Source organism: Micromonospora sp. HK10 (genome assembly GCF_000982955.1).
Taxonomy (GTDB): Bacteria; Actinomycetota; Actinomycetes; order Mycobacteriales; family Micromonosporaceae; genus Micromonospora.
In genome coordinates this window covers 1-22,017 of the sequence record NZ_KQ058794.1, presented here as the reverse complement: position 1 = coordinate 22,017, position 22,017 = coordinate 1, and the positions used below count along the sequence as shown (strand labels likewise).

Below are 22,017 nucleotides of genomic sequence, written 5' to 3'. Positions count from 1 at the left end.
ATCAGTGAACGGAACGGGACTCTGGGTGGTGAACATGGACACGGAGCTGCGCGCCCGGCGCGTCGTCCACCCCACGGAACGCGTCGTCACCGGCCGGCTGGTCCGGCTCATGGACGGCTACGCCCGTGAGGTGCGGGTGGGGCAGCCGGTGCTGGTCGCGGTGCTCACCGCGGCCGGCGTGGCGGGGCTGCTGCTGCGGGTGGTGCGCGCGCTGTTGAGCAGCGGCGGCGGGGCCGCCCGGCGCAGCTTCAAGGAGCTGAAGAAGGGGCCGGAGTTCCTGGTCACCCCGGTGCGGGTGCGCGACGTCGCGGACCGGCTGCTGGAGGTCGAGCTGCACGGCCACCTGCCGCAGAGCGCCCTGCACCCGGGCGACCACGTGCAGCTCACCCTGCGCCCGCAGCGGGACCCGGACCTGCCGCCCCGGATCGAGCGGATCGTCAACCTGACCACCGGTCAGCTGCTCACGCCGCGCACCGCCACCGTCTGGTCCCACCTCGGCCCGCCGCTGCTGCTCCAGGCGGCCCTCGGCGCGTCGGTCCTGCTGGCCGTCGCCGCCTGCTCCGTGGTCAGCTAGGTTTCCACCGCGCCGGGCCGGGGCACCGTCGCCGCATGTTCCCCGGCTTCACCCTCGACGAGATCGACGTCGGCCCGGTCCGCCTGCGGGTCCGGTACGGCGGCTCCGGGCCGGCGGTGGTGCTCCTGCACGGCCACCCGCGCACCCACGCCACCTGGCACCGGGTCGCCCCCCTGCTCGCCGACGGGCACACCGTGATCTGCCCGGACCTGCGCGGGTACGGCGGCTCCTCGAAACCGCCGAGCGACCCCGGGCACACCGTCTACTCGAAGCGGGCCATGGCCGCCGACGTGGTGGCGCTGCTCGACGCGCTCGGGCACCGGCGCGCCGCGGTGGTCGGCCACGACCGGGGCTCGTACGTGGCGATGCGGACGGCACTGGACCACCCGGACCGGGTGAGCCGGCTCGGGGTGCTCGACGGGGTGCCCATCGGCGAGGCCCTGTCCCGCTGCGACGCCCGGTTCGCCGCGCGCTGGTGGCACTGGTTCTTTCTGGGGCAGCTCGCCAAGCCGGCCGAGCGGGTGATCAACGCCGACCCGGACGCGTGGTACGGCGGCTCGCCCGAGGCGATGGGCGGGCAGGCGTACGCCGACTACCGGCGGGCCATCCACGACCCGGCCACGGTGCACGCGATGTGCGAGGACTACCGGGCCGGGCTCGGGCCGGACCGGGCCGCGGACGACGCCGACCGGGCCGCCGGCCGGCGGATCGGCTGTCCGGTGCTCTTCGCCTGGTCGGAGCGGGACGACCTGGTCGACCTGTACGGCGACCCGGCCGCGATCTGGCGGGACTGGGCCGACGACGTACGGGCCGCGTCGATCCCGTCCGGGCACCACATGGCCGAGGAGGCGCCCACGGAACTGGCCGCCCTGCTCCGCGACTTCCTGGCCGGCTGACCCGGGCGGTCAGCCGACCGGAACGGGGACGGTCGGCGCGCGCCGGACGCGGACAGGCGTCACGTGGACCGCCGCTGGGTAGGTACAAGGTGTTTCAACTCTTCCCCGCTGCCGCCGGCACGTGCGAGGTTAGGGGAACCAACGGTGACAGGGCGGTGACCATGGGCGAGGACGTCAGCGTACGGACCTTCAGCCGCGAGGACCGGGCCCGCTACCGCGACAAGGTGCGGCGCTGCCTGGACGTCTTCGCCGAGATGCTGCGCGAGTCGCGTTTCGACGTGGAACGGCCGATGACCGGCGTGGAGATCGAGTTGAACCTGGTCGACGACGAGGCACAGCCGGCGATGCGCAACGCCGACGTGCTGGCGGCGGTGGCCGACCCGAGCTTCCAGACCGAGCTGGGCCAGTTCAACGTGGAGATCAATGTGCCGCCGCGCCGGCTGACCGGCACCGGCACCGCACAGTTCGAGGAGCACGTCCGGGCCAGCCTCAACGCCGCCGAGGAGAAGGCCCGGACGGTCGGCGCGCACATGGTGATGATCGGCATCCTGCCGACGCTGCGCCCGGAGCACCTGACCGCCGAGACGCTCTCGGCCAACCCCCGCTACGCGCTGCTCAACGAGCAGATCTTCGCCGCCCGCGGCGAGGACCTCCGGATCGCGATCAGTGGTGTGGAACGGCTGACGGTCACCGCCGACACGATCACCCCCGAGGCCGCCTGCACCAGCACCCAGTTCCACGTCCAGGTCAGCCCGGCGCAGTTCGCCGACCACTGGAACGCCGCCCAGGCGATCGCCGGCGTGCAGGTGGCGTTGGGCGCCAACTCGCCGCTGCTGTTCGGCCGGGAGCTGTGGCGGGAGACCCGGGTGCCCCTGTTCCAGCAGGCCACCGACACCCGCGCCGAGGAGATCAAGGCCCAGGGCGTACGCCCCCGGGTGTGGTTCGGCGAACGCTGGATCACCAGCGTCTTCGACCTGTTCGAGGAGAACGTCCGCTACTTCCCCGCGTTGCTGCCGGTCTGCGACCCGGAGGATCCCGCCGAGGCGCTGGCCAGCGGCGGCGTGCCCGGGCTGGCCGAGTTGCGGCTGCACAACGGCACCGTCTACCGGTGGAACCGCCCGGTCTACGACGTGTTCAAGGGCCGCCCGCACCTGCGGGTGGAGAACCGGGTACTGCCCGCCGGCCCGACGGTGCTGGACACCGTCGCCAACGGCGCCTTCTACTTCGGCCTGGTCCGCGCCCTCGCCGAGTCGGACCGGCCGTTGTGGTCGCAGATGTCGTTCAGCGCCGCCGAGGAGAACTTCACCATCTGCGCCCGGCACGGCATCGACGCGCAGGTGTACTGGCCCGGGCTGGGCTACCTACCGGTGACGGAGCTGGTGCTGCGCCGGCTGCTGCCGCTGGCGCACCACGGTCTGGACCGGTGGGGTCTGGACCCGGACGAGCGGGACCGGCTGCTCGGCATCATCGAGCAGCGTTGCCTGACCGGCCGCAACGGCGCCACCTGGCAGGTGGAGACGCTGCACCGGTTGGAGTCCGCCGACCACCTGGACCGGCCGGCGGCGCTGCGCGAGGTGGTCCGCCACTACGTCGACCTGATGCACAGCAACCGGCCCGTGCACGAGTGGCCGATCCCCTGACCGGTCCGGGCTCACCGCGGCGACGGGTCGTCGCGCAGCCGGCTGTAGAGCCAGCCGTCGCGCCAGGCGCCGGCGCGGAACTCGCAGGCGCGGATGACGCCTTCGAGCTGGAACCCGGCCTTCTCCAGCGACCGCTGCTCGGCGACGTTCTCCGGGTGGGTGCCGGCCTGGATCCGCTGCGCCGGCGTGTGCGCGAACAGGTAGTCGCAGAGCAGGGCCTGGGCCCGCCACCCGACGCCCCGGCCACGCCACTCGGGTAGCAGGGCGATGCCGATCTCCCAGTACGGCGCGCGTCCGCCGTAGAGACCCGACCGGTAGCTGACGATCCCGGCGGCGGCCTCCTCGGGCTCGACCTGGACGACGAGCCGGCCGTCCCGTTCGCCCAACCAGCCGTCCTCGGCGTAGCGGCGGGCCGGTGCGCCCGGGTCCCGGAAGCCGTCCCAGTCCAGCCCGATCAGGCCCGGCTCGGTGCGGAACCGGCGGAGCATCGCCAGGTCCGGTTCGTCGACCGGCCTGAGCCGTACCGTCGTGCCGGCGTACTCGCTGAGAATGCCGGCCGGGGTCGGCGGCGGCGCGGCGTGCTCCATCGGCGCCACGTTACCGGCGCGCCGCCCGATGCGCCGTCCGGCGCCTGCCGGCGGCTCGGACCGGGGGCGTCGCTGTGCTGGCGGGACCGGGGTGCGCTGGCCGTGCCGCTGCCGGGTCAGCGCATCAGGCCGACCGACGCCGCCAGCCGGGCCACCCCGGCCGGCGCCGGGTGCCGCCGGGCGATCTCCGCGACGAGGGTACGGGCCACCGGCCGCCACCGAACCTCGGCCGGCGCGACGCCGTCCGCCTCGACCAGCGTCCGTCCCGCCCCGCGCAGGTCCCCCACCTGGAGATACGCCCGAGCGACGTCGAGGAGGTACGCGCCCCGGTACTCGGCCGGTAGTGCTCGCCATCCGTCGTCACGGTTCACCCGCTCGTGCCGGCACAACGCCGCCCCGGCGTCGCCCAGCTCAACAGCGGCCACCACCCGGGCCAGTTCCACGGCGGCCGGTCCGAAGGAGGTCCGGTGCCGGTCGTCGTCGCCGGGCGGACGGGTGGCGATCTCGGCGGCCCGGTCGATCAGACCGCCGGCGCCACGGGCATCGCCGGAGCTCGCGGCGGCCAGCGCGGCCTGGAGCAGCAGCGTCCCGTCCAGCGCACTCGCGGGCACGTCGCGCGGCGCGGCAGCGAGCGTCACGGCCGACGCGAGCCGGTGGCGACCGAGCGCACGCAGCGCCTGCCCGACCGACACGGCCGCCGCGCCGATGAGCAACGGCTCGTCGCCGGCAGCGGTCATCGCCCGATCGGCGGCCAGCCAGCCGAGCTCGGCCTCGCCCAGTTTGACCAGCGCCGACGAGGTGATCCGGTAGACCTGGACCGGCAACTCCGGCAGTTCCGCCCGTAGGCTCCGAGCGGCATCGAGCAGATCCGGCAGCAGCCGCACCAGGTGGGCGTAATGCGCGTACCGGTAGGTGAGCCAGGCGTGCTCGACATGCCGCTGCAGCTCAGCCGCCGGCAGCCTCCGGCCCGCGTCGTAGCGGGCGAGGGCGGCGCGGATGCGGTCGACGCCGGCCGGCGTCCGGCCCTCCGGCTGCGGGCGCTCCTCACCGAGCAACACCGTCGGATGGATCCGCAGCACTTCGGCGATCTCCTGGACCACCGAGTACCGGTCCAGGGCACGGACGCCGCGCTCGACCTTGTCCACCCAGCTCTTCGACTTGCCCAGCCGGTCGGCGAGCATCTGCTGGGTCATCCGGCGGCGTAACCGCCAGCGGGCCAGCCGCCGACCGATCGGCTCATCCGTCATGCCGCCACCGCCGGTCCGGGACCGCCAGGGTGGTGTCCTCCACGGGTATGCGTTCCGCCTCGGCCTGCTCCAACAGCCGCCGCTTCGCGGCCTCCCGTTCGGCCGCCTCGACCTGCTCGCCTCGGCTCACCAACTCGCCGCCGTGCATCCTCACTCCCGTCAACCGGTGCACGCTCATCGGTCAGTGCCCAACACCCTGACCTCAGTTGCCACCCAAGCCGGCGCATCGTCGATGGACCAGAGGGCAAGCAATGTGCGCCGTTGCGTTGACCCAGGCGGGGTTGCGCGCGGTTGCGCGGGACCCCCAGCAGACCGCCGTAAGCCATACGCTCATCACTGCGGGTAATGACCGATGCACGGAGGCATAACGGTGGCGAGACCAGTGACAAACGCGGCGTTCGAGGCCCTGCTGCATGCCGCCGGTTACGGCGGCGCTCATGCGGCTTTCGCCCGCCAGCTCAATCACGCTGGTCGTCTTCACGGCACCTGGCGATACGACGCCGCCAGCGTCTACTGGTGGCTGCGCGGTCGCCGGCCGGGCGAGGAGGTCCAAGCCGCTATGGCGGAAACGTTGACCCGTAAGCTCGGTCGCTCCGTCGATGTGTCCGAGCTGGGATTCCACGGCGGCATCGGAACCTGCGTCTACCCCGCTTCCGTTGGCCATGCGATCGACACCGCCGAGCAGACGTGGACGGCGCTGGCCAAGCACCTGCACCACCAGGGCGGCGGTGGGTTCGACAGCAACAAAGCGCTACAGGCCGCGCTCGGGTGGCGGTACGACCTGCCGGATAAGGCTGTCAGCCGAAGCGGTCGCCAGCCGGTCCATCCCAGCGACATTGAAGCCCTGTATGCGCTGGCGGACCACTTTGCCGACCTTGACCGACGCCACGGCAGTGGGCCGCTACGCACCCGGGCGCTCATGGCCGAATTCCTCGTCAGTCAGGTTGCCCCCATGCTGCGAGGCACCTATACCGATGCCGTTGGGCGCGACCTCATGCGCGCGTGCGCGGCGCTCTCCGGTCAGCTCGCTTTCATGTCGTACGACGCGGGTGACCAGGCCACCGCTCAACGTCACGTGACCATCGCCCTGCGGCTCGCCAAGGCCGCCGACGACCGTCTGTACGGCGCTCATCTGCTGGCGAACCTCGCCACTCAAGCTCTGTACCTGGGGCACGCCCGGGATGCGGCCCGGCTTGCCGAAGCAGCCATCGACGGGGCTGGCCGCGCACCCGCTACCGTCCTTGCTCGACTACACGCCACTGCCGCCACCGCTTACGGGCATTCGAAGGAGCGGCGCGCTTGTCAGACCGCACTCGCCAAGGCCGAACGCGCGCTCGACCGGACGGGTACCGAGGTTGGCCCGCGCTGGGTCAACTACTTCAGCCCGGCCCACCTCGCCGGGGCCGCGCTACGGTGCCTAGCCGACCTCCACCTCTACAAGCAGGCCCTCCGACACGCACCGGACGCGCTGACCCTGGCCAGCCAAAACAGCCGTACCCGTGCTCTCCATACCGCTCTGATCGCGACAACTCATGCCCGCGCCGGCGACACTGATGCCGCCTGCGACTGGGGCCGAAGGCTCCGACAACAGACGGCGGGCGTCCGCTCTGCACGGGTTCACCAGCGCGTTCGCGAACTCACCGCCGCGCTCAACCCGCAGCAGGCGTCGACCCAGGTCGCAGAAGTGCTCACTGCTCTCGGGGTTACGCCAGCGCACACCTGACGAGGGGCATCCAGCGAAGCATCCGCTACCGTCACCCGGGTGACCTGGACGGAGCCCGCCACCTGGTACGCGAATCTGGCTTCCTTCCACGCGGCCGCGGCAGCCTTCATCACCGACCCGGATGGCAGGGTGCTGCTGGTCAAGCCGGCGTACCGCGCCCACTGGGCATTCCCAGGCGGTTACGTGGATGAAGGCGAGTACCCGCACGAGGCCTGCGCCCGGGAGGTCCGAGAGGAGTTGGGGGTCGCCGTGCAGGTGGGCAACCTTCTCGTTGTGGATTGGGCGCCGCCCGCCGGACAACGACCACGCGCCATCATCAGTTTTACCTTCGACTGCGGAGTCTTCACCAGCCTCAGCGGCTTCCGCTTGCCGGCACATGAGTTGGAAGACGTTGCCTTCTTCGGGCAACGGGAGGCCGAGCAGCGTTTGCCGGAGAACGTCCTACCACGCGTTCGCGCGGCGATACATGCCCGAGCCGAGCTGACTCCGGCATACCTTGCCGGCGGCTCAACCATGGTGCCGCCCCGAAGCGGCGCAACAGGTGGTGACCGCCGACCCACCTCGTGACCGGCGCCGCCAGCCGCCGGTCACCCGATGGCGCTCGCGGCGGAGCCGCCGACGACGGCGAACGCCACCAGGATGACGCCGGCCAGCGGCAGGGCCACCGCGGCGGCGAGCGCCCGCTGACGGTTCGACCGGCCGACGAGCACGAGGAGCAGGAGGGCGAGCGCGAGGTCGATGGCCACGTTCCAACCCGCGCCCGGATAGCCGGGGTCGTTCGCCCGGCCGGCGAACCGGGCGGCCTCCTCGACGAACACAGCGGCCGGCAGCGCGGCCCCGATCACCTGCCGCCAGCCGTCGCGGCGGCTCCAGGTCCCGCCGACGCCGAACACCACGCCCGCGACCACCCCGAACGCCATCCAGAGCACCGACGAGGGCGCCCAGAGCACGGCCAGGTCGTCGCCCTGGACGAGCGTCGCCGCAAGGTAGTAGCTGGGTACCGCGACGACGAGCAGGACCGAGGCGGCCAGGGCGGCGCGCAGCGGGCCCGACCGGACCCAGCGGCCCAGGAAGAAGGCGGCGACGGCCCAGGTGGCCGTGGAGTTGCCCAGCTCGGCGAACGGATAGGGCAGGTACTTGATCCACAGGAAGTCGAGCGAGCCGAGCGCGACGCCACCGGCCACCGAGATTCCCGCGACCATTCGATGACCGGGATTCACAGCGCGCAGCATACCCAGTATGCAAACGGAGTCGCGAACCGCCCGCCTACACCGCCACGATCGCGGCGGACTCCGGCGGCAGCTCGATGCCGTCACGCATCACGGTGACCCCCTCGGAGGTGGCCAGCAGCACGCTGCGCACCACCCCGGGCAGGTTGATCCGCTGTGGCTTGCCGGCCAGGTTGGCCACCACCAGGCACTCGCCCCGGCGCATCAGCAGGAACTGGTCGCCGTGCCGCACGTCGACGTGGCTCAGCCGCGGGTCGGACAGCTCGGGGCGGCTCTTGCGCAGGGCGATCAGCCGCCGGTGGAAGTCGTACATCTCCCGGTGCTCGGGCTTGTCCAGCTCGGCCCAGTCCAGCCGGGACCGGACGAAGGTCTGCGGGTCCTGCGGGTCGGGCACCTCCCCCGGCGGCCAGCCGTGCGCCGCGAACTCCCGCCGCCGCCCGGTCGCCACCGCCTTGGCCAACTCCGGCTCCGGGTGGCTGGTGAAGAACTGCCACGGGGTGCTGGCCGCCCACTCCTCCCCCATGAACAGCATCGGGGTGAACGGCGCGGTCATCAGCAGGGTGGCGCCGACCCGCAGCAGCCCCACCGACAGGGTCGCCGAGATCCGGTCCCCGGTGGCCCGGTTGCCGATCTGGTCGTGGTTCTGCAGGTACGCCACGAACCGGTGCCCCGGGGTGCGCTGCCGGTCCACCGGCCGGCCGTGGCTGCGGTTGCGGAAGCTGGACCAGGTGCCGGCGTGGAAGAAGCCGCCGGTCAGCACGTCGGTGAGGCAGTCCAGCGAGCCGAAGTCACCGTAGTAGCCCTGCCGCTCCCCGGTGAGCAGGGTGTGCAGCGCGTGGTGGGCGTCGTCGTTCCACTGGGCGTGCAGGCCGTACCCGCCGGCCTCCCGCGGGGTGATCAGCTTCGGGTCGTTCAGGTCGCTCTCGGCGATCAACGACAGCGGCCGGCCCAGATGGGTGGAGAGGCTCTCCACCTCGGCCGCCATCTCCTCGAGCAGGTGGGTGGCCCGCGAGTCGGGCATGGCGTGCACGGCGTCGAGCCGCAGCCCGTCGACGTGGTAGTCGCGCAACCACATCAGCACGCTGTCGACGATGTAGCGGCGCACCTCGTCGGAGTGCGGCCCGTCCAGGTTGACCGTGCGGCCCCACGGGTTGCTCTGCTCGGCCAGGTACGGCGCGAAGCGCGGCGCGTAGGCCCCGGAGGGCCCGAAATGGTTGTAGACGACGTCGAGGATCACCCCCAGCCCCTTGGCGTGCGCCGCGTCGACGAACCGCTTGAGCCCGTCCGGCCCGCCGTACGGCTCGTGCGGCGCATACCAGCAGACGCCGTCGTAGCCCCAGTTGTGCTCGCCGTTGAAGGCGTTGACCGGCAGCAGCTCGACCAGGTCGACGCCCAGGTCGACCAGGTGGTCGAGGCGGCCGATCGCCGCGTCGAAGGTGCCCTCCGGGGTGAACGTGCCGACGTGCAGCTCGTAGAGGACGCTGCCGGGCAGTTGCCGCCCGGTCCAGCCCTGGTCGGTCCAGTCGAACGCGGCGTGGTCGTAGCGGCGGCTCGGCCCGTGCACGCCGTGCGGCTGCCAGGCCGACCGGGGGTCCGGCAGCGGCTGCTCGTCGTCGTCGAGCAGGAACGCGTAGTCCGTGCCCGGCCCCGCGCCGGGCACCTCGACCCGCCACCAGCCGCCCGGCCCGGAGCGCAGTTCGTGGTCGGCGCCGCCGGGCAGGCGCAGCCGGACCCGGGCGGCCTCGGGCGCCCACACCGTGAACTCGGTCATGCGGCAGCCTCCACGGAGTCGGTGGGAGCCAGCAGGGCGACGGGATAGGTGCTCAACAGATCATGAAGGAGCAGCTCAGCCCCACTGTAGACCCGGCCGGTGAACAAGTCAGTGACCGGATGAACAGGAAGTGACAGTCTCGTGTCACGCCACCCGCCGGCCCGCGCCAACCCCAGTGGCAGCCGGGTCGCCACCGCGATCGCGCCGCCCCGGTCGAAGGCCACCGCGTGCCCGCCGGCCGGTCCGCGTACCGACACCGGGCGGTAGCCGGTGAACAGCTCGGGATGGTCGCGACGCAGCCGCAGCGTGCGGGAGACCACCATCAGCTTGGCCGCGCCGTCGGCGGCCACCGCCGGCCGGTCACCGGCGTCGAGCCGGGCCAGCAGGTCCCGGCGTACGGGGAAGTCGACCGGGCGGCGGTTGTCCGGGTCGACCAGGGAGTTCTCCCACAGCTCGGTGCCCTGGTAGGTGTCCGGCACGCCGGGCATGGCGAGCTGCACGAGCTTCTGCCCGAGCGCGTTGGACCAGCCCGCCGGGGTGATCTCGTCGGCGAACGCGGTCAGCTGGGCGTGCAGCTCCGGGTCGTCGTACATCCGGTCGACCAGGGCGTGCAGCTCGTGCTCGAAGGCCGGGTCGGGGTCGGCCCAACCGGTCGAGACCGACGCCTCCCGGGCGGCCTTCTCCGCGTACGCGTGCAGCCGCTCCCGCTCGACGGGCCAGGCGCCGACGGCGGTCTGCCAGAGCAGGTGGGCGAAGGCCGGGTCGGGCAGCGGCGCCCGGGACGTCCAGTCGGCCACCCGCTCGGCCCAGCGGCCGGGCAGCTCGGACAGGACCGCGAGGCGGGCCCGGACGTCCTCGCCGCGCTTGGTGTCGTGGGTGGACAGCGTGGTCATGCTCGCCGGCCAGCGGACCTGGCGGGCGGCGGCGAAGCGGTGGAACTCGGCCGGCGGCACGCCGAAATGGGCCGGGCTGCCGCCCACCTCGTTGAGCGCGACGAACCGGCTCCACCGGTAGTACGCGGTGTCCTCCACGCCCTTGGCCATCACCGCGCCGGTGAACTGCGGGAACCGGGCGGCCAGCTCGTGTTCGGGGTCGCGCAGCCGGGCGGTGACCGCGTCCAGGACGGCGGTCAGGTCGGGGCGGCGGCGGCCCGCCTCGGCGCGCGCGGCGGCGAGGTGCCGGGCCCCCGCCGGTGGGTAGCCGCGGTAGACCGGAAAGGCGGCGGCCAGCTCGGCCAGGGCCGCCCGGACCTGCTCGCCGGGCAGGTCCGGGACGAGCGCGGCCAGCCGGTTCAGCTCGGTGGCGAGCAGCCGGGTGGCGGCGGCCAGCTTGGTCTCGTGGGTGAGGTCCTGCCAGGAGGTGTGCCGGCCGGTGAGCCGGCCGTCCAGCGCGGTGAAGTCCGCCTCGGCGGCCGGATCGACGAAGAGCCCGCACACCGCGGCGAGGGCGTCGTAGCCGGTGGTGCCGTCGACCGGCCAGTCCGGCAGCTCCTCGCCGTACTCCAGGATCTTCTCCACCACCAGCCACGCGGCCGGCGCGGCGGCGCGCAGCCGGGCCAGGTAGCCGCCCGGGTCGCGCAGCCCGTCCGGGTGGTCGACCCGGATGCCGTCGACGTCGCCGGCGTCCACCCAGCGCAGGATCTCCGCGTGCGTGGCCTGGAAGACCGCCGGGTCCTCCACCCGCAGCCCGGCCAGGTCGGACACGGCGAAGAACCGGCGGTACGTCAGCTCGCGGTCGCCACGCCGCCAGCCGACCAGCTCGTAGTGCTGCCGGTCGTGCACCTCGCGTGGCGTCCCGTCGCCGGTGCCGTCGGCGACCGGGAAGCGGTGCTCGTGGTAGCGCAGCTCCCCGTCGACCAGCTTCAGGTCGTCCAGGGCGTCGGGGGCGTCGGCGAGCACCGGCAGCAGCAGCCGGCCCCGGTCCCAGTCGATGTCGAACCAGTCCGCGTACGCCGACGCGCGCCCCCGGCGCAGCACGTCCCACCAGGCCGGGTTGGCCGCCGGCCGGGCCACCCCGGCGTGGTTCGGCACGATGTCCACGACCAGGCCGAGTCCGGCCGCGCGCAGCGCCCGGACCAGCCGCTGCCGGCCGGCCTCGCCGCCGAGTTCCGGGCTGACCGACCGGTGGTCGACCACGTCGTAGCCGTGCTGGGAGCCGGGGGTGGCGGTGAGCAGGGGCGCGCTGTAGAGGTGGGTGACGCCGAGGTCGGCCAGGTAGCCGGCGAGGCCGGCGGTGGCGTCGAGGTCGAAGCCGGGGCGGACCTGGACGCGGTAGGTGCTGCGCGGGTGGGGGGTGTCGGGCATGGTCAGGCCGTCCTCTCCAGGACCAGCAGCGAGCGGTCGGGGACGCAGACGCTGCCGCCCGCCTCGACCGCGAGGGTCTTCTCCGGATCCGGTTCCGCCGTGCTGATCACCAGCTCCCACCGCTGCCCGAACTCGGGGCCGGGCAGCGTGAAGTCCAGGGGCGCGTCGTGGGCGTTGAACAGCAGCAGGAACGAGTCGTCGCGGTGGCGCTGGCCGTACTGGCCGCGTTCCGGGATGCCGTCGCCGTTGACGAAGAGGGCCACCGAGCGGCCGAAGTCGTTGCCCCAGTCCTCGCCGGTCATCTCCCGGCCGTCCGGGGTGTACCAGGCCAGGTCGGGCAGGTCGGTGCCGGCGGCCCGCCCGCCGACCGGCAGCCCGGTGAAGAACCGCCGGCGGCGGAACACCTGGTGCCGCGCCCGGAACGCGGTGAGCCGGCGGACGAAGTCCAGCAGCTCCTCGTCGGCGTGCTCCCAGTCGACCCAGGCCAGCTCGCTGTCCTGGCAGTACGCGTTGTTGTTGCCGCGCTGGGTGCGGCCCAGCTCGTCGCCGTGCCCGAGCATCGGCACGCCCTGGCTGAGGATCAGCGTGGCCAGGAAGTTGCGCCGCTGCCGGGCACGCAGGGCCCGTACGCCCGGGTCGTCGGTCTCCCCCTCGACGCCGCAGTTCCAGGAGCGGTTGTGGCTCTCCCCGTCCCGGTTCTCCTCGCCGTTGGCCTCGTTGTGCTTGTCGTTGTAGGAGACCAGGTCGGTGAGGGTAAACCCGTCGTGGCAGGTGACGAAGTTGATGCTGTGGAACGGCCGCCGCCCGTCGTCCTGGTAGAGGTCGGCGGAGCCGGAGATGCGGGAGGCGAACTCGGCCAGGGTGGCCGGCTCGCCGCGCCAGAAGTCCCGCACGGTGTCCCGGTACTTGCCGTTCCACTCGGTCCACTGCGGCGGGAAGTTGCCCACCTGGTAGCCGCCCGGGCCGACGTCCCACGGCTCGGCGATCAGCTTGACCCGGCCGACCACCGGGTCCTGCTGCACCACCTCGAAGAAGGTCGACAGGCGGTCGACCTCGTAGAACTCCCGGGCCAGGGTGGCCGCGAGGTCGAAGCGGAAGCCGTCGACGTGCATCTCGGTGACCCAGTAGCGCAGCGAATCCATGATCAGTTGCAGCGAGTGCGGGCTGCGCACGTTGAGGCTGTTGCCGGTGCCGGTGTAGTCGACGAAGTAGCGGCGGTCGGACTCGGAGAGCCGGTAGTAGCTCGGGGTGTCGATGCCCTTGAAGCTCAACGACGGGCCGAGGTGGTTGCCCTCGGCGGTGTGGTTGTAGACCACGTCGAGGATCACCTCGATGCCGGCCGCGTGCAGCGCCTTGACCATGCCCCGGAACTCCTGCACCTGCTGCCCGAGGCGGCCGAGCGCCGAGTAGCCGTGGTGCGGGGCGAAGAACCCGATGGTGTTGTAGCCCCAGTAGTTGCGCAGACCCAGGTCGGCCAGGCGGTGGTCGTGCACGAACTCGTGCACCGGCATCAGCTCGACCGCGGTCACCCCGAGCCGGGTGAAATAGTCGATCATGACCGGTGAGGCGATGGCCGCGTACGTGCCGCGCAACTCCTCGGGGATGCCGGGGTGGCGCATGGTCAGCCCGCGCACGTGCGCCTCGTAGATCACCGAGTGGTGGTAGGGCGTGCGCGGCGGCCGGTCGTTGCCCCAGTCGAAGTACGGGTTCACCACCACCGACTTCGGCATGAACGGCGCCGAGTCGATCTCGTTGCGCCGGTCCGGGTCGCCGCCCACCTCGTAGTCGTAGACGGCCGGACCCCAGTCGACCTCCCCGTCGACCGCCTTGGCGTACGGGTCGAGGAGCAGCTTCTGCGGGTTGCAGCGCAGCCCGTCGGCCGGCTCCCACGGGCCGTGCACCCGGTAGCCGTAGCGCTGGCCCGGCCCGATCCCGGGCAGGTAAGCGTGCCAGACGTAGGCGTCGACCTCGCGCAGCTCGACCCGGCGCTCGGCCCCGGTGTCCCACTCGTCGAAGAGGCAGAGCTCGATCTTCTCCGCCACCTCGGAGAAGATCGCGAAGTTGGTGCCCATCCCGTCGTAGGTGGCGCCCAGGGGGTAGCTCTCGCCCGGCCAGACCTGCATGTCGCTCCTTCGGCCATGATCGTGAACGCACCGGACGGGCGGGCCGGCCGATGCGCACGCCGCTATTGCCCCGCCGTACGCGCTGTCAATCCACCCGTTCGGACGGTAGCCCGAATCCGCCCGTCCCGGCCCCGACCGGCGGTCAGGTGTCTTCCGTCACCAACGCCCTTTTCGAGATGCGGCTCGATGCCGGATGGCGTTTCCTTGTTGGTGGACGTGCGCGCCCGCGCGGGTCCACCCCCGGCCTCTCGGCCACCCTCACCGCACCTCCACGCCGCCACTGTCGCCGGCGTGCGTCAGCATGCACGGACGGAGATCGATGTGACCATCCTGCGGGTCGGCGAGCAGCCCGCCACCGCGACGGACCGGACCCACCACCGGGCCACCCTCACCTCCCGCCCCACCATTCCCCCGCAGCCGGGCGTGCCGCCCCGGACCCGCCGCATCCTGATGCTGTCCTGGGAGTACCCGCCCGTGCTCGTCGGCGGCCTCGGCCGCCACGTGCACGCCCTCTCCGTCGCCCTGGCCGCCGCCGGCCACGAGGTCACCGTCGTCACCCGGCACGCCGACGGCGCACCCCTGGAGGAGTACGCCGACGGCGTGCGGATCGTCCGCGCCGCCGAGGACCCGGTCACCTTTCCACTGGCCACCGGTTCCCTGCTGGCCTGGACGATGGCCTTCAACCACACCCTCACCCGGGCCGCGCTGCGCGCCGCCGAGTCCGGTGGGTACGACGTCATCCACGCCCACGACTGGCTGGTCGCGCACACCGCCATGACGCTGCGCGAGCACCTGGACATCCCGCTGGTGAGCACCATCCACGCCACCGAGGCGGGCCGGCACCAGGGCTGGCTGCCCGAGGAGATGAACCGCACCATCCACGGCGTCGAGCACTGGCTGGCCAGCGAGTCCGGCCGGGTCATCGTCTGCTCCGGGTACATGCGCGACGAGGTGGGCGCGCTGTTCGGGGTGGCGCCGGCCCGGGTCGACGTGGTGCCCAACGGGGTGGAACCGCAGCGGTGGCGGGTGCCGGCCTCGGCGGTCGCCGCCGCCCGGGCCCGGTTCGCCGGGGACGGCCCCCTGATCACCTTCGCCGGCCGGCTGGTCTACGAGAAGGGCGTGCAGCACCTGCTCGCCGGGCTGCCGCGGCTGCGCGACCGGCACCCCGGCCTGCGCGCGGTGATCGTGGGCGACGGGCCGTACAAGGCGACCCTGGAGGCCGAGGTGCACCGGCTCGGGCTGGCCGCCACGGTGAGCATGCCGGGCTTCCTCGGCGGCACCGAGCTGCCGGCCGTGATGGCCGCCGCCGACTGCTTCGCGGTGCCGAGCATCTACGAGCCGTTCGGCATGGTCGCCCTGGAGGGCGCAGCGGCCGGCGCACCGCTGGCCGTCTCGCGTACCGGCGGGCTGGCCGAGATCGTCGAGCCGGGCGTCACCGGGATGACCTTCGCCCCGCAGGACCCGGACGGTCTCACCGAGGCGGTGCACGCGCTGCTGTCGGACCGGGAACGCGCCCGCGACCTCGCCCGCCGGGCCCACGCCATGGTCCACGAGCAGTACGGCTGGTCGGCCATCGCGTCCCGCACGGCCGCCGCGTACGCCGCCGCGATCGCGGGCGATCCCGGGTTCACCGCCGCCCGGACGGAGCAGCGGATGGCCCTCGGCCGTTCCCTGCCCGCCCTGCCGGAGGGCAACCTGCTCGCCGCCGCAGGCCTGCGCTGAGCCCGACCCGACGGCCGCCGACCCCTACCGGGGCCGGCGGCCGTGCCCTAGCGTCCGAGGCATGACCAAGAGGCTGCGGCTGCTCGGCACGGCTGAGATTCGCGTGCTTCTGGGCGGTGTGTCACGCCAGCGTGCGTACCAGATCACCACCCGCCGCGACTTCCCCGAGCCGGTCGCCACGCTGCAGATGGGCAACGTGTGGCTCGCCGAGGACGTCGAGAAGTGGATCGCCGAGAAGCGACCCGAGATGGACTAGTGCCAGCGGCGTCGCCGGCGTACGCGAAAAGGCCGCCGACCCCCTCGCGGGGGCGGCGGCCTTCGTCGTCTGACCGGCGTCAGCGCTGGTCGGCGGGGACGTAGTCGCGCTCGGCGGAGCCGGTGTAGATCTGCCGCGGGCGGCCGATCTTGGTCTCCGGGTCGTTGATCATCTCGCGCCACTGGGCGATCCAGCCGGGGAGGCGGCCCAGCGCGAAGAGCACCGTGAACATCTTGGTGGGGAAGCCCATGGCCTTGTAGATCAGGCCGGTGTAGAAGTCCACGTTCGGGTAGAGCCGGCGGGAGACGAAGAAGTCGTCGGCGAGCGCGATCTCCTCCAGCTGCACCGCGAGGTCCAGCAGCGGGTCCGGCTTGGCCATCCGGCCGAGCACGTCCTGGGCGGCCTTCTTCACGATGGCGGCGCGCGGGTCGTAGTTCTTGTAGACCCGGTGGCCGAAGCCCATCAGCTTCACGCCGTCCTGCTTGTCCTTGACCTTCCGTACGAAGGACTGGACGTCGCCGCCGTCGGCCTGGATCTTCTGGAGCATCTCCAGCACGGCCTGGTTGGCGCCGCCGTGCAGCGGGCCGAAGAGCGCGTTCACGCCGGCCGACACCGAGGCGAAGAGGTTGGCGTTGCTGGAGCCGACGAGGCGAACCGTCGAGGTGGAGCAGTTCTGCTCGTGGTCGGCGTGCAGGACGAAGAGCATGTCCAGCACCCGGGCCATCACCGGGTCGACCTCGTACGGCTCGGCCGGCACGCCGAAGGTCATCCGCAGGAAGTTCTCGACGTAGCCCAGCGAGTTGTCCGGGTACAGCAGGGGCTGCCCGATCGACTTCTTGTAGGCGTACGAGGCGATGGTGGGGACCTTCGCCATCAGCCGCACCGTGGACATCTCCACGTGCTCGGAGTCGAACGGGTCCAGGCTGTCCTGGTAGAAGGTGGAGATGGCGCTCACCGCGGAGGAGAGCACGGCCATCGGGTGCGCGTCGCGCGGGAAGCCGTCGAAGAAGCGGCGCATCTCCTCGTGCAGCAGCGAGTGCCGCCGGATCCGCTCACTGAACTCGGTCAGCTGCGTCTGGCTGGGCAGCTCGCCGTAGATGAGCAGGTACGAGACCTCCAGGAAGGAGGACTTCTCGGCCAGCTGCTCGATCGGGTACCCCCGGTACCGCAGGATGCCCGCGTCACCGTCGATGTAGGTGATCGCGGACGAGCAGGACGCGGTGTTGACGAAACCGGGGTCGTAGGTGGTCATCCCGGTTTCCTTGAGCAGACTGCCGACCTTGATGCCGGCGGGGCCCTCGACCGCGGACTGCACCGGCATCGACAGCTGGCCACCGGGGTGGTCGAGCTTGACTTCCGTCATCTGTTCCTCGCTTCGCCGGCAAGATCTTCGTTGAGTTGCCTTCGCTTTTACCGTAGTCACGGTCAGAGGGACACCGCTCGTCATGGTTCTTCGGTGAGGTATGCGTCACCCGATTCCCGACTTGCCGGCTCGGAAACCCGATGGAAGCGCGCCCACCGGGGGTCGACGCAGGTGGCCCGGGGGCCGTCGACCCGGCCGCCACGGCGCTCCCGGCACCGACGGGCCGGGCGCTCAGGAAAGGGCGAGCCGGCGCAGGCCGCCGGCGCCGTCCACCCGGTAGAGGTCCAGCTGGTTGGCGCCGGCGGCGAAGAGCCGGTCGTCGGGGAGGAAGGCGGCGAACCGCCGGCCCCCGGCGTCGGGCGGGACCACCGGGACGACCGCCCCCACGGTGCCGTTGACCGCCACCGCGAGCCGGGTGCCGTCCGGCACCGACGCCGGCACGGTGCCCCAGACGAGGGCGGGCAACTGGCCGTGGGCCGGGTCCACGGCGCGGAACGCGTCGAGGTTCGCCACGGTGGCCGTACCCCCGGCGGGCCGGTCCCCGACCCGGGTGCCCACCAGCGGGTCCGGGGCGGGCGTGGGCGGCGGGGCCGGCACCCCGCCGGTGATGGTCAGCGGCTGCCCCGGCCGGTCGTAGAAGCGTTTGTCGGCCCGCTGCCGGGGGGCCAGCCGCGCCGGGCTGCCGTCCATCCGCCAGGGCACCCGGATGTGGGTCTCGTCGAGGATGGTGGGCAGCAGGTCCACGTGCTCCCAGTTGCGGTCGTCGACCCGGCCGGCCCGCTGGCCCGGCTCCTTGACGAACAGCGGCACCCAGGCCACCTGGTCGGGGGCGTGCTGGATGGCGTCCAGCCCGCGCCCCTGCCAGTCCTGCCGGAAGCTCACCCCGTGGTCGGCGGTGACCAGCACCAGGGCCTTGTCGTACAGGCCGGTGGCGCGCAGGGTACGCAGCGTCTCGCCGATCAGCCGGTCGGTGTAGCCGAGCTGCGCCAGATGCCGCTCCCGGGCCAGCTCGACCCAGCCGGCGCCGTCGTTGGGCAGGTCCTCCGGCGCGGCGTACTGCGCGCCGGACGGCAGGTACCGCCACGGCGAGTGCGGCATCAGCAGGTGCAGGAAGTGCAGGGTGGGCTGGGCCGACGGGCGCAGCCCGGCCAGGAACGTGGTGAACCGGGCCGGTTGGTTGTCGTCCAGGGTGTCCCAGCGGAACTTCGGGTCCGCCGGGACCGGCTCGGCGGCGTCGAGCCCGGCCTCGGCCCGGGTCAGCTCCCGGTACGAGTCCTCCGGGTCGACCCGGCTCTCCACCGGCGCGGTGACCTGGCCCAGCAGCCGGCCGCTCTCCCGGACCAGCACCCCGAGCCCCTGCGGCCGGCTGGCCGGCTGCTCGCAGCGGCTGGGCGGGCAGAGCCGGGTGATGCTCTCCTCGGCCTTGATGTCGTACAGGCCGCCGAGGGCGGTGAACAGGTTGTCCGGGTACTGCGAGTAGTGCGGGGCCAGCCCCTGCGCCGGGTACCGGCCGGTCAGCATGGCCGGCAGCGCGTACGGGGTCCAGCCGCTGACCCCGGTGGCGTTGCGGTACCAGGTCGAGCCCGCGGCCAACTCGGCGAAGTGCGGGTAGCGGGTCGCGTCGATGGTGCCGCCCGGGCCGAGCAGGGACACCAGGGGCAGCTCGTCCAGCACGATCATCACCACCGGAGGGTGACCGGCCGCGCTGGCCACCCCGGCCGCGCCGTCGTGCCCGCGCGGCAGCACCACCGCGGAGGCGGGCGAGGCGAACAGGAACAGCCCGACGAAGACCAGGGGGCCCACCGCGGCCACCCGCAACACCCGCCCGAGGGCCCGCCACCGCCGGTGCGCGAGCGCCCCAGCCACCCCGGCCACCCCGGCCACCAGCAGCAGCGGTACGCCCCGCAGCGGCGTGCCGTGCCGCCCGACCTGGACCGCCAGCGCGGCCAGCAGCAGCCCGACCAGCAGCGTGTGCACGGCCGCCCGGACGGCCCGGCCGGCGGCCAGGCTGGCCGCGCCGAGCAGGGCGAACGGCACGGTCGGCGCGATCGCCACCAGGGCCACCAGCGCCAGCGCGTCCAGCCGGGTGGCCTGGTGGAACAGGAAGAAGTCGGGGCTGTGGCCGAGCACGTCCAGCAGCGGCTGGGTGACCACCAGCCCGACCAGCGCGACCACCTCCGCCAGCCGGCCGGCCTCGGCCCGCCAGCCGGTCCCGCTCCGCGGCCGCCCGGGCGGGGCCGGTACGGCCTCCGCCGGGGCGAGGGTCCGCTCAGCCACCCAGGGCCACCTGGTAGAGCGTCCGGGTGCCCGACGGCAGCTCGACCCGGCGGACGAGCCGGCCCCGGGCCGCGAGCAGCGACTCGAAGGTGTCCCGGCGGTAGTCGGGGAAGAGCCCGTCCGGCTTGTTGTCGAGCAGCCGGCGGGCCATCGGGTCCTCGGGGTGGACGAACTCCACCACCAGGGTGCCGCCCGCGGTGCCGAGACCCACGAGCTGGTCCAGCACCTCGGCGAGCGGGACGTTGCGGCCCAGCGCCAGGTGGTGCACGAGCGCCAGGGCCAGGACCGTGTCGGCCCCGGACCGGTCGGCGAAGGCGGCCCGCTCCACCCCCCGCCAGCCCCCGCCGGGCGACGGGTCGGCCAGGTCCATGACCAGCGGCAGGATCCGCTGCTCGCCCTCGTCCCGCAGCGCCTGGTAGAGCGCGTCGACCACCGCCGGGTCCTGCTCGACCGCGACCACGTGATCGGCGTGCCGGGCGGCGATCCGGGCGTACCGGCCGTCGTTGGCGCCCAGGTCGAGCGCGAGGCCGCCACCGGTGGCCGCCACCGCACGATCGACGAACTGCTCCTTGGCCTGCCGGTCCGGCACCGAGTACGCGCAGGTGCGCTGGTAGTCGACCCAGTGGCTGTCCGCGGGCCGGTGGTCCAGCCGGCGGACGAGCTTCGTCAGCCCGCGTACCGTCGCCAGGGCCAGCTCCCGGGTGTAGCCGGCCGCGCGGAGCTGGGCGCGGACGTCGGTGGTGCTGGCGCCCGCGTTGCGGGCCTGCATCGCGCCGTGCAGGTGGACGTGGGTGAGCACCCCGGCCCGCAGCCGGCGGGTGCCGGCGAACAGCCGGCGCATCTGCTCCGGCTCGATGCCGTCGATGCGGGCCCGCAGCCACGGCTGGAAGTCCAGCCCCAGGTGGGCCTGGAGCAGCAGCGGATAGAGCAGGGTCTGGCAGAACTGCCGGTACCCGGCCCAGGGCTCCCCGTCGCGGGCCGGCTCGAACGAGCCCACGTCGATGAAGACCGGCGTGGCGCCCCGCCACTGGAGGTTGTAGGCCGAGCCGTCCTTGAGGGTGAACCCGGCGGCCAGGGCCGCCGCGAGAATCTCCAGGTGCAGCAGGGCCGCGTCGCGCAGCATCCCGTACGACCACTCGTAGGGGTGGCTGACGAACGGGATGCGCTCGTGCCGCAGCACCGTGGCCCACGGCAGGTCCACCGGGGTGGGCAGCAGCTCCTCGGTGCCGCAGACCCGGCCGGTGGCGAGCAGGTCGCGGAAGAAGTCGCTGGCCGCGAGGGCCCGCCAGTCCCGGGCGGAGCGCTCGTCCAGGCCGCGGAACACCTCGCCGTGACGGTGGAAGACCCGGTTGCCGGGGTCCCGGAAGGAGCCGGGTTCGACGCGTACGCCGGTGTCGGAGACGACCACGCGGTCAGCCCTGATCGGTCGGCTGACGCCGGAACCGGGCGACCAGCCGCCGCCAGTAGAGCTTCGCGGCCACCGCGGCGCCGGCGACCCCACCGACCACCGCCTGCACGATCAGGCTGCCGGACCCCGCGTCCAGGTAGGCCAGGTGCGTCACGGCTGACTCCCTTCCCTCGCCGGTCGTCCAAACCCATGCCGAAATAAGGGCTTTCGCCCCTCTTAGGCGGACTTGTCCCCACGGTACGCCCTCGACCCCCACCGTGCGGGCCACACCGGCCACACCACCCCCGTCCGATCCGTTCAAGACGGCCGGCACCACCGCTACCTACCGTGGCGGCATGACACCGCACTTCGACCTGATCGGCCTGATCGTCACCGACATGGGCCGCACGCTGGAGTTCTACCGCCGGCTCGGCCTGCCGGTCCCGGCCGGCGCCGAGCACGAGCCGCACGTGGAGATCACCCTCGACAGCGGCCTCCGGCTGGCCTGGGACACCGTCGACACGATCCGCGGCTTCGACCCCGGCTACACCCCGCCCAGCGGCGGCCCGCGCGCCGCCCTGGCGTTCCGCTGCGCCGACCCCGCCGAGGTCGACCGCTGGTACGCCGACCTGACCGCCGCCGGCCACCACGGCCACCTGCCGCCGTTCGACGCGTTCTGGGGCCAGCGCTACGCCGTCGTACACGACCCCGACGGCACCCCCGTAGACCTCTTCGCCCCCCTAACGCCCTAACCCCACGCACCCCGCCCCGCCGCCAACCCGCGTTGATCATGAAGATGTTGCGCCAGCAGAGATCAACTCCGCCATCAACTTCATGATCGACAGGGCGGGCGGGGGGTGTGCCGGGCTGCGGAGGGGGGCGCCGGGCGGCGCGGGGCCGGGCGGCGCGGGGTCGGGCG

At 73.0% G+C, this 22,017-nt stretch carries 19 protein-coding genes; 8 read left to right on the top strand and 11 right to left on the bottom strand.

The annotated features are described in order from the left end of the window. The first annotated feature begins 25 nt into the window (after window positions 1-25). The 3 genes from LQ51_RS11735 to LQ51_RS11725 all read left to right on the top strand — a co-directional run bounded on the left by LQ51_RS11735 (window position 26) and on the right by LQ51_RS11725 (window position 3,110). On the top strand, window positions 26-574 hold the full coding sequence (locus tag LQ51_RS11735) for a hypothetical protein (RefSeq protein ID WP_197087666.1): 549 nt from the start codon (window positions 26-28) through the stop codon (window positions 572-574). A 35-nt stretch (window positions 575-609) separates the two neighbouring features. Next, window positions 610-1,470 carry an alpha/beta fold hydrolase gene (locus LQ51_RS11730; protein WP_046565054.1) on the top strand — a complete coding sequence of 287 codons (861 nt, stop codon included), beginning with the start codon at window positions 610-612 and terminating at the stop codon, window positions 1,468-1,470. Between the two features lie 161 nt (window positions 1,471-1,631). Then, entirely contained in the window at window positions 1,632-3,110 is a 1,479-nt protein-coding gene (locus tag LQ51_RS11725; protein WP_046565051.1) for a glutamate-cysteine ligase family protein, read from the top strand. 11 nt (window positions 3,111-3,121) lie between these two features. Here the strand turns inward: LQ51_RS11725 and LQ51_RS11720 are convergent, their stop codons facing one another. The 3 genes from LQ51_RS11720 to LQ51_RS32710 form a co-directional block, all read right to left on the bottom strand. Further along, window positions 3,122-3,697 carry a GNAT family N-acetyltransferase gene (locus tag LQ51_RS11720; RefSeq protein WP_082159374.1) on the bottom strand — a complete coding sequence of 192 codons (576 nt, stop codon included), beginning with the start codon at window positions 3,695-3,697 and terminating at the stop codon, window positions 3,122-3,124. Window positions 3,698-3,813: 116 nt separating this feature from the next. Then, complete coding sequence (locus tag LQ51_RS11715) at window positions 3,814-4,944, bottom strand: helix-turn-helix domain-containing protein (protein WP_046565048.1); 1,131 nt, start codon at window positions 4,942-4,944, stop codon at window positions 3,814-3,816. Then, a complete protein-coding gene (locus LQ51_RS32710) occupies window positions 4,934-5,107 on the bottom strand; it encodes a hypothetical protein (protein ID WP_156313048.1) in 174 nt (57 codons plus the stop codon). Before LQ51_RS32710 ends, LQ51_RS11715 begins: the two co-directional genes overlap by 11 nt. A gap of 207 nt (window positions 5,108-5,314) precedes the next feature. On the opposite strand from LQ51_RS32710, the gene LQ51_RS11710 reads away from it, so the two are divergent. Both LQ51_RS11710 and LQ51_RS11705 read left to right on the top strand, forming a co-directional pair. After that, window positions 5,315-6,667, top strand: coding sequence for a hypothetical protein (locus LQ51_RS11710; RefSeq protein ID WP_156313047.1), 1,353 nt, complete (start codon window positions 5,315-5,317; stop codon window positions 6,665-6,667). A gap of 39 nt (window positions 6,668-6,706) precedes the next feature. Continuing rightward, the gene (locus LQ51_RS11705; RefSeq protein ID WP_082159373.1) at window positions 6,707-7,234 is read left to right on the top strand and encodes an NUDIX domain-containing protein; all 528 of its coding nucleotides are present in this window, start codon (window positions 6,707-6,709) and stop codon (window positions 7,232-7,234) included. 20 nt (window positions 7,235-7,254) lie between these two features. Here the strand turns inward: LQ51_RS11705 and LQ51_RS11700 are convergent, their stop codons facing one another. The 4 genes from LQ51_RS11700 to glgX all read right to left on the bottom strand — a co-directional run bounded on the left by LQ51_RS11700 (window position 7,255) and on the right by glgX (window position 14,093). After that, window positions 7,255-7,869, bottom strand: a complete 615-nt coding sequence (locus tag LQ51_RS11700; protein WP_156313046.1) for a DUF6518 family protein — start codon at window positions 7,867-7,869, stop codon at window positions 7,255-7,257. A gap of 64 nt (window positions 7,870-7,933) precedes the next feature. Continuing rightward, window positions 7,934-9,667 carry a malto-oligosyltrehalose trehalohydrolase gene (gene treZ, locus LQ51_RS11695; protein ID WP_046565044.1) on the bottom strand — a complete coding sequence of 578 codons (1,734 nt, stop codon included), beginning with the start codon at window positions 9,665-9,667 and terminating at the stop codon, window positions 7,934-7,936. After that, window positions 9,664-11,970: a malto-oligosyltrehalose synthase gene (treY, locus tag LQ51_RS11690; RefSeq protein ID WP_046565043.1), complete on the bottom strand. Its 2,307-nt coding sequence runs from the start codon at window positions 11,968-11,970 to the stop codon at window positions 9,664-9,666. The genes treZ and treY overlap by 4 nt, the downstream gene beginning before the upstream one ends. Window positions 11,971-11,972: 2 nt before the next feature. Continuing rightward, window positions 11,973-14,093, bottom strand: a complete 2,121-nt coding sequence (gene glgX / locus LQ51_RS11685) for a glycogen debranching protein GlgX (RefSeq protein ID WP_046565042.1) — start codon at window positions 14,091-14,093, stop codon at window positions 11,973-11,975. A 321-nt stretch (window positions 14,094-14,414) separates the two neighbouring features. Between glgX and LQ51_RS11680 the strand changes: the two genes are divergently transcribed. Together LQ51_RS11680 and LQ51_RS11675 are read left to right on the top strand one after the other, a co-directional pair. Continuing rightward, the gene (locus tag LQ51_RS11680; protein ID WP_046565041.1) at window positions 14,415-15,815 is read left to right on the top strand and encodes a glycosyltransferase family 4 protein; all 1,401 of its coding nucleotides are present in this window, start codon (window positions 14,415-14,417) and stop codon (window positions 15,813-15,815) included. Window positions 15,816-15,876: 61 nt separating this feature from the next. Further along, entirely contained in the window at window positions 15,877-16,071 is a 195-nt protein-coding gene (locus LQ51_RS11675; RefSeq protein ID WP_046565039.1) for a helix-turn-helix transcriptional regulator, read from the top strand. 79 nt (window positions 16,072-16,150) lie between these two features. Here the strand turns inward: LQ51_RS11675 and LQ51_RS11670 are convergent, their stop codons facing one another. The 4 genes from LQ51_RS11670 to LQ51_RS33385 all read right to left on the bottom strand — a co-directional run bounded on the left by LQ51_RS11670 (window position 16,151) and on the right by LQ51_RS33385 (window position 21,273). Further along, window positions 16,151-17,434, bottom strand: a complete 1,284-nt coding sequence (locus LQ51_RS11670; RefSeq protein WP_046565037.1) for a citrate synthase — start codon at window positions 17,432-17,434, stop codon at window positions 16,151-16,153. Window positions 17,435-17,665: 231 nt separating this feature from the next. Continuing rightward, window positions 17,666-19,711: a sulfatase-like hydrolase/transferase gene (locus LQ51_RS11665; RefSeq protein WP_046565035.1), complete on the bottom strand. Its 2,046-nt coding sequence runs from the start codon at window positions 19,709-19,711 to the stop codon at window positions 17,666-17,668. Continuing rightward, window positions 19,704-21,119 carry a class I SAM-dependent methyltransferase gene (locus LQ51_RS11660; RefSeq protein WP_046565033.1) on the bottom strand — a complete coding sequence of 472 codons (1,416 nt, stop codon included), beginning with the start codon at window positions 21,117-21,119 and terminating at the stop codon, window positions 19,704-19,706. The genes LQ51_RS11665 and LQ51_RS11660 overlap by 8 nt, the downstream gene beginning before the upstream one ends. Before the next feature lie 4 nt (window positions 21,120-21,123). Beyond that, window positions 21,124-21,273, bottom strand: a complete 150-nt coding sequence (locus tag LQ51_RS33385; RefSeq protein WP_167604403.1) for a hypothetical protein — start codon at window positions 21,271-21,273, stop codon at window positions 21,124-21,126. Between the two features lie 181 nt (window positions 21,274-21,454). Here LQ51_RS33385 and LQ51_RS11655 point away from each other — a divergent pair, with 181 nt between their 5' ends. Further along, entirely contained in the window at window positions 21,455-21,850 is a 396-nt protein-coding gene (locus LQ51_RS11655) for a VOC family protein (RefSeq protein ID WP_046565176.1), read from the top strand. The last annotated feature ends 167 nt before the right edge of the window (window positions 21,851-22,017 follow it).

Excerpts from the sequence above, each read along its gene's own strand:
- LQ51_RS11730 (WP_046565054.1), top strand. The coding sequence starts at position 610 with ATGTTCCCCGGCTTCACCCTCGACGAGATCGACGTCGGCCCGGTCCGC.
- LQ51_RS11725 (WP_046565051.1), top strand. The coding sequence starts at position 1,632 with ATGGGCGAGGACGTCAGCGTACGGACCTTCAGCCGCGAGGACCGGGCC.
- LQ51_RS11720 (WP_082159374.1), bottom strand. The coding sequence starts at position 3,697 with ATGGAGCACGCCGCGCCGCCGCCGACCCCGGCCGGCATTCTCAGCGAG.
- LQ51_RS11715 (WP_046565048.1), bottom strand. The coding sequence starts at position 4,944 with ATGACGGATGAGCCGATCGGTCGGCGGCTGGCCCGCTGGCGGTTACGC.
- LQ51_RS11700 (WP_156313046.1), bottom strand. The coding sequence starts at position 7,869 with ATGGTCGCGGGAATCTCGGTGGCCGGTGGCGTCGCGCTCGGCTCGCTC.
- treZ (WP_046565044.1), bottom strand. The coding sequence starts at position 9,667 with ATGACCGAGTTCACGGTGTGGGCGCCCGAGGCCGCCCGGGTCCGGCTG.
- treY (WP_046565043.1), bottom strand. The coding sequence starts at position 11,970 with ATGCCCGACACCCCCCACCCGCGCAGCACCTACCGCGTCCAGGTCCGC.
- glgX (WP_046565042.1), bottom strand. The coding sequence starts at position 14,093 with ATGCAGGTCTGGCCGGGCGAGAGCTACCCCCTGGGCGCCACCTACGAC.
- LQ51_RS11675 (WP_046565039.1), top strand. The coding sequence starts at position 15,877 with ATGACCAAGAGGCTGCGGCTGCTCGGCACGGCTGAGATTCGCGTGCTT.
- LQ51_RS11670 (WP_046565037.1), bottom strand. The coding sequence starts at position 17,434 with ATGACGGAAGTCAAGCTCGACCACCCCGGTGGCCAGCTGTCGATGCCG.
- LQ51_RS11655 (WP_046565176.1), top strand. The coding sequence starts at position 21,455 with ATGACACCGCACTTCGACCTGATCGGCCTGATCGTCACCGACATGGGC.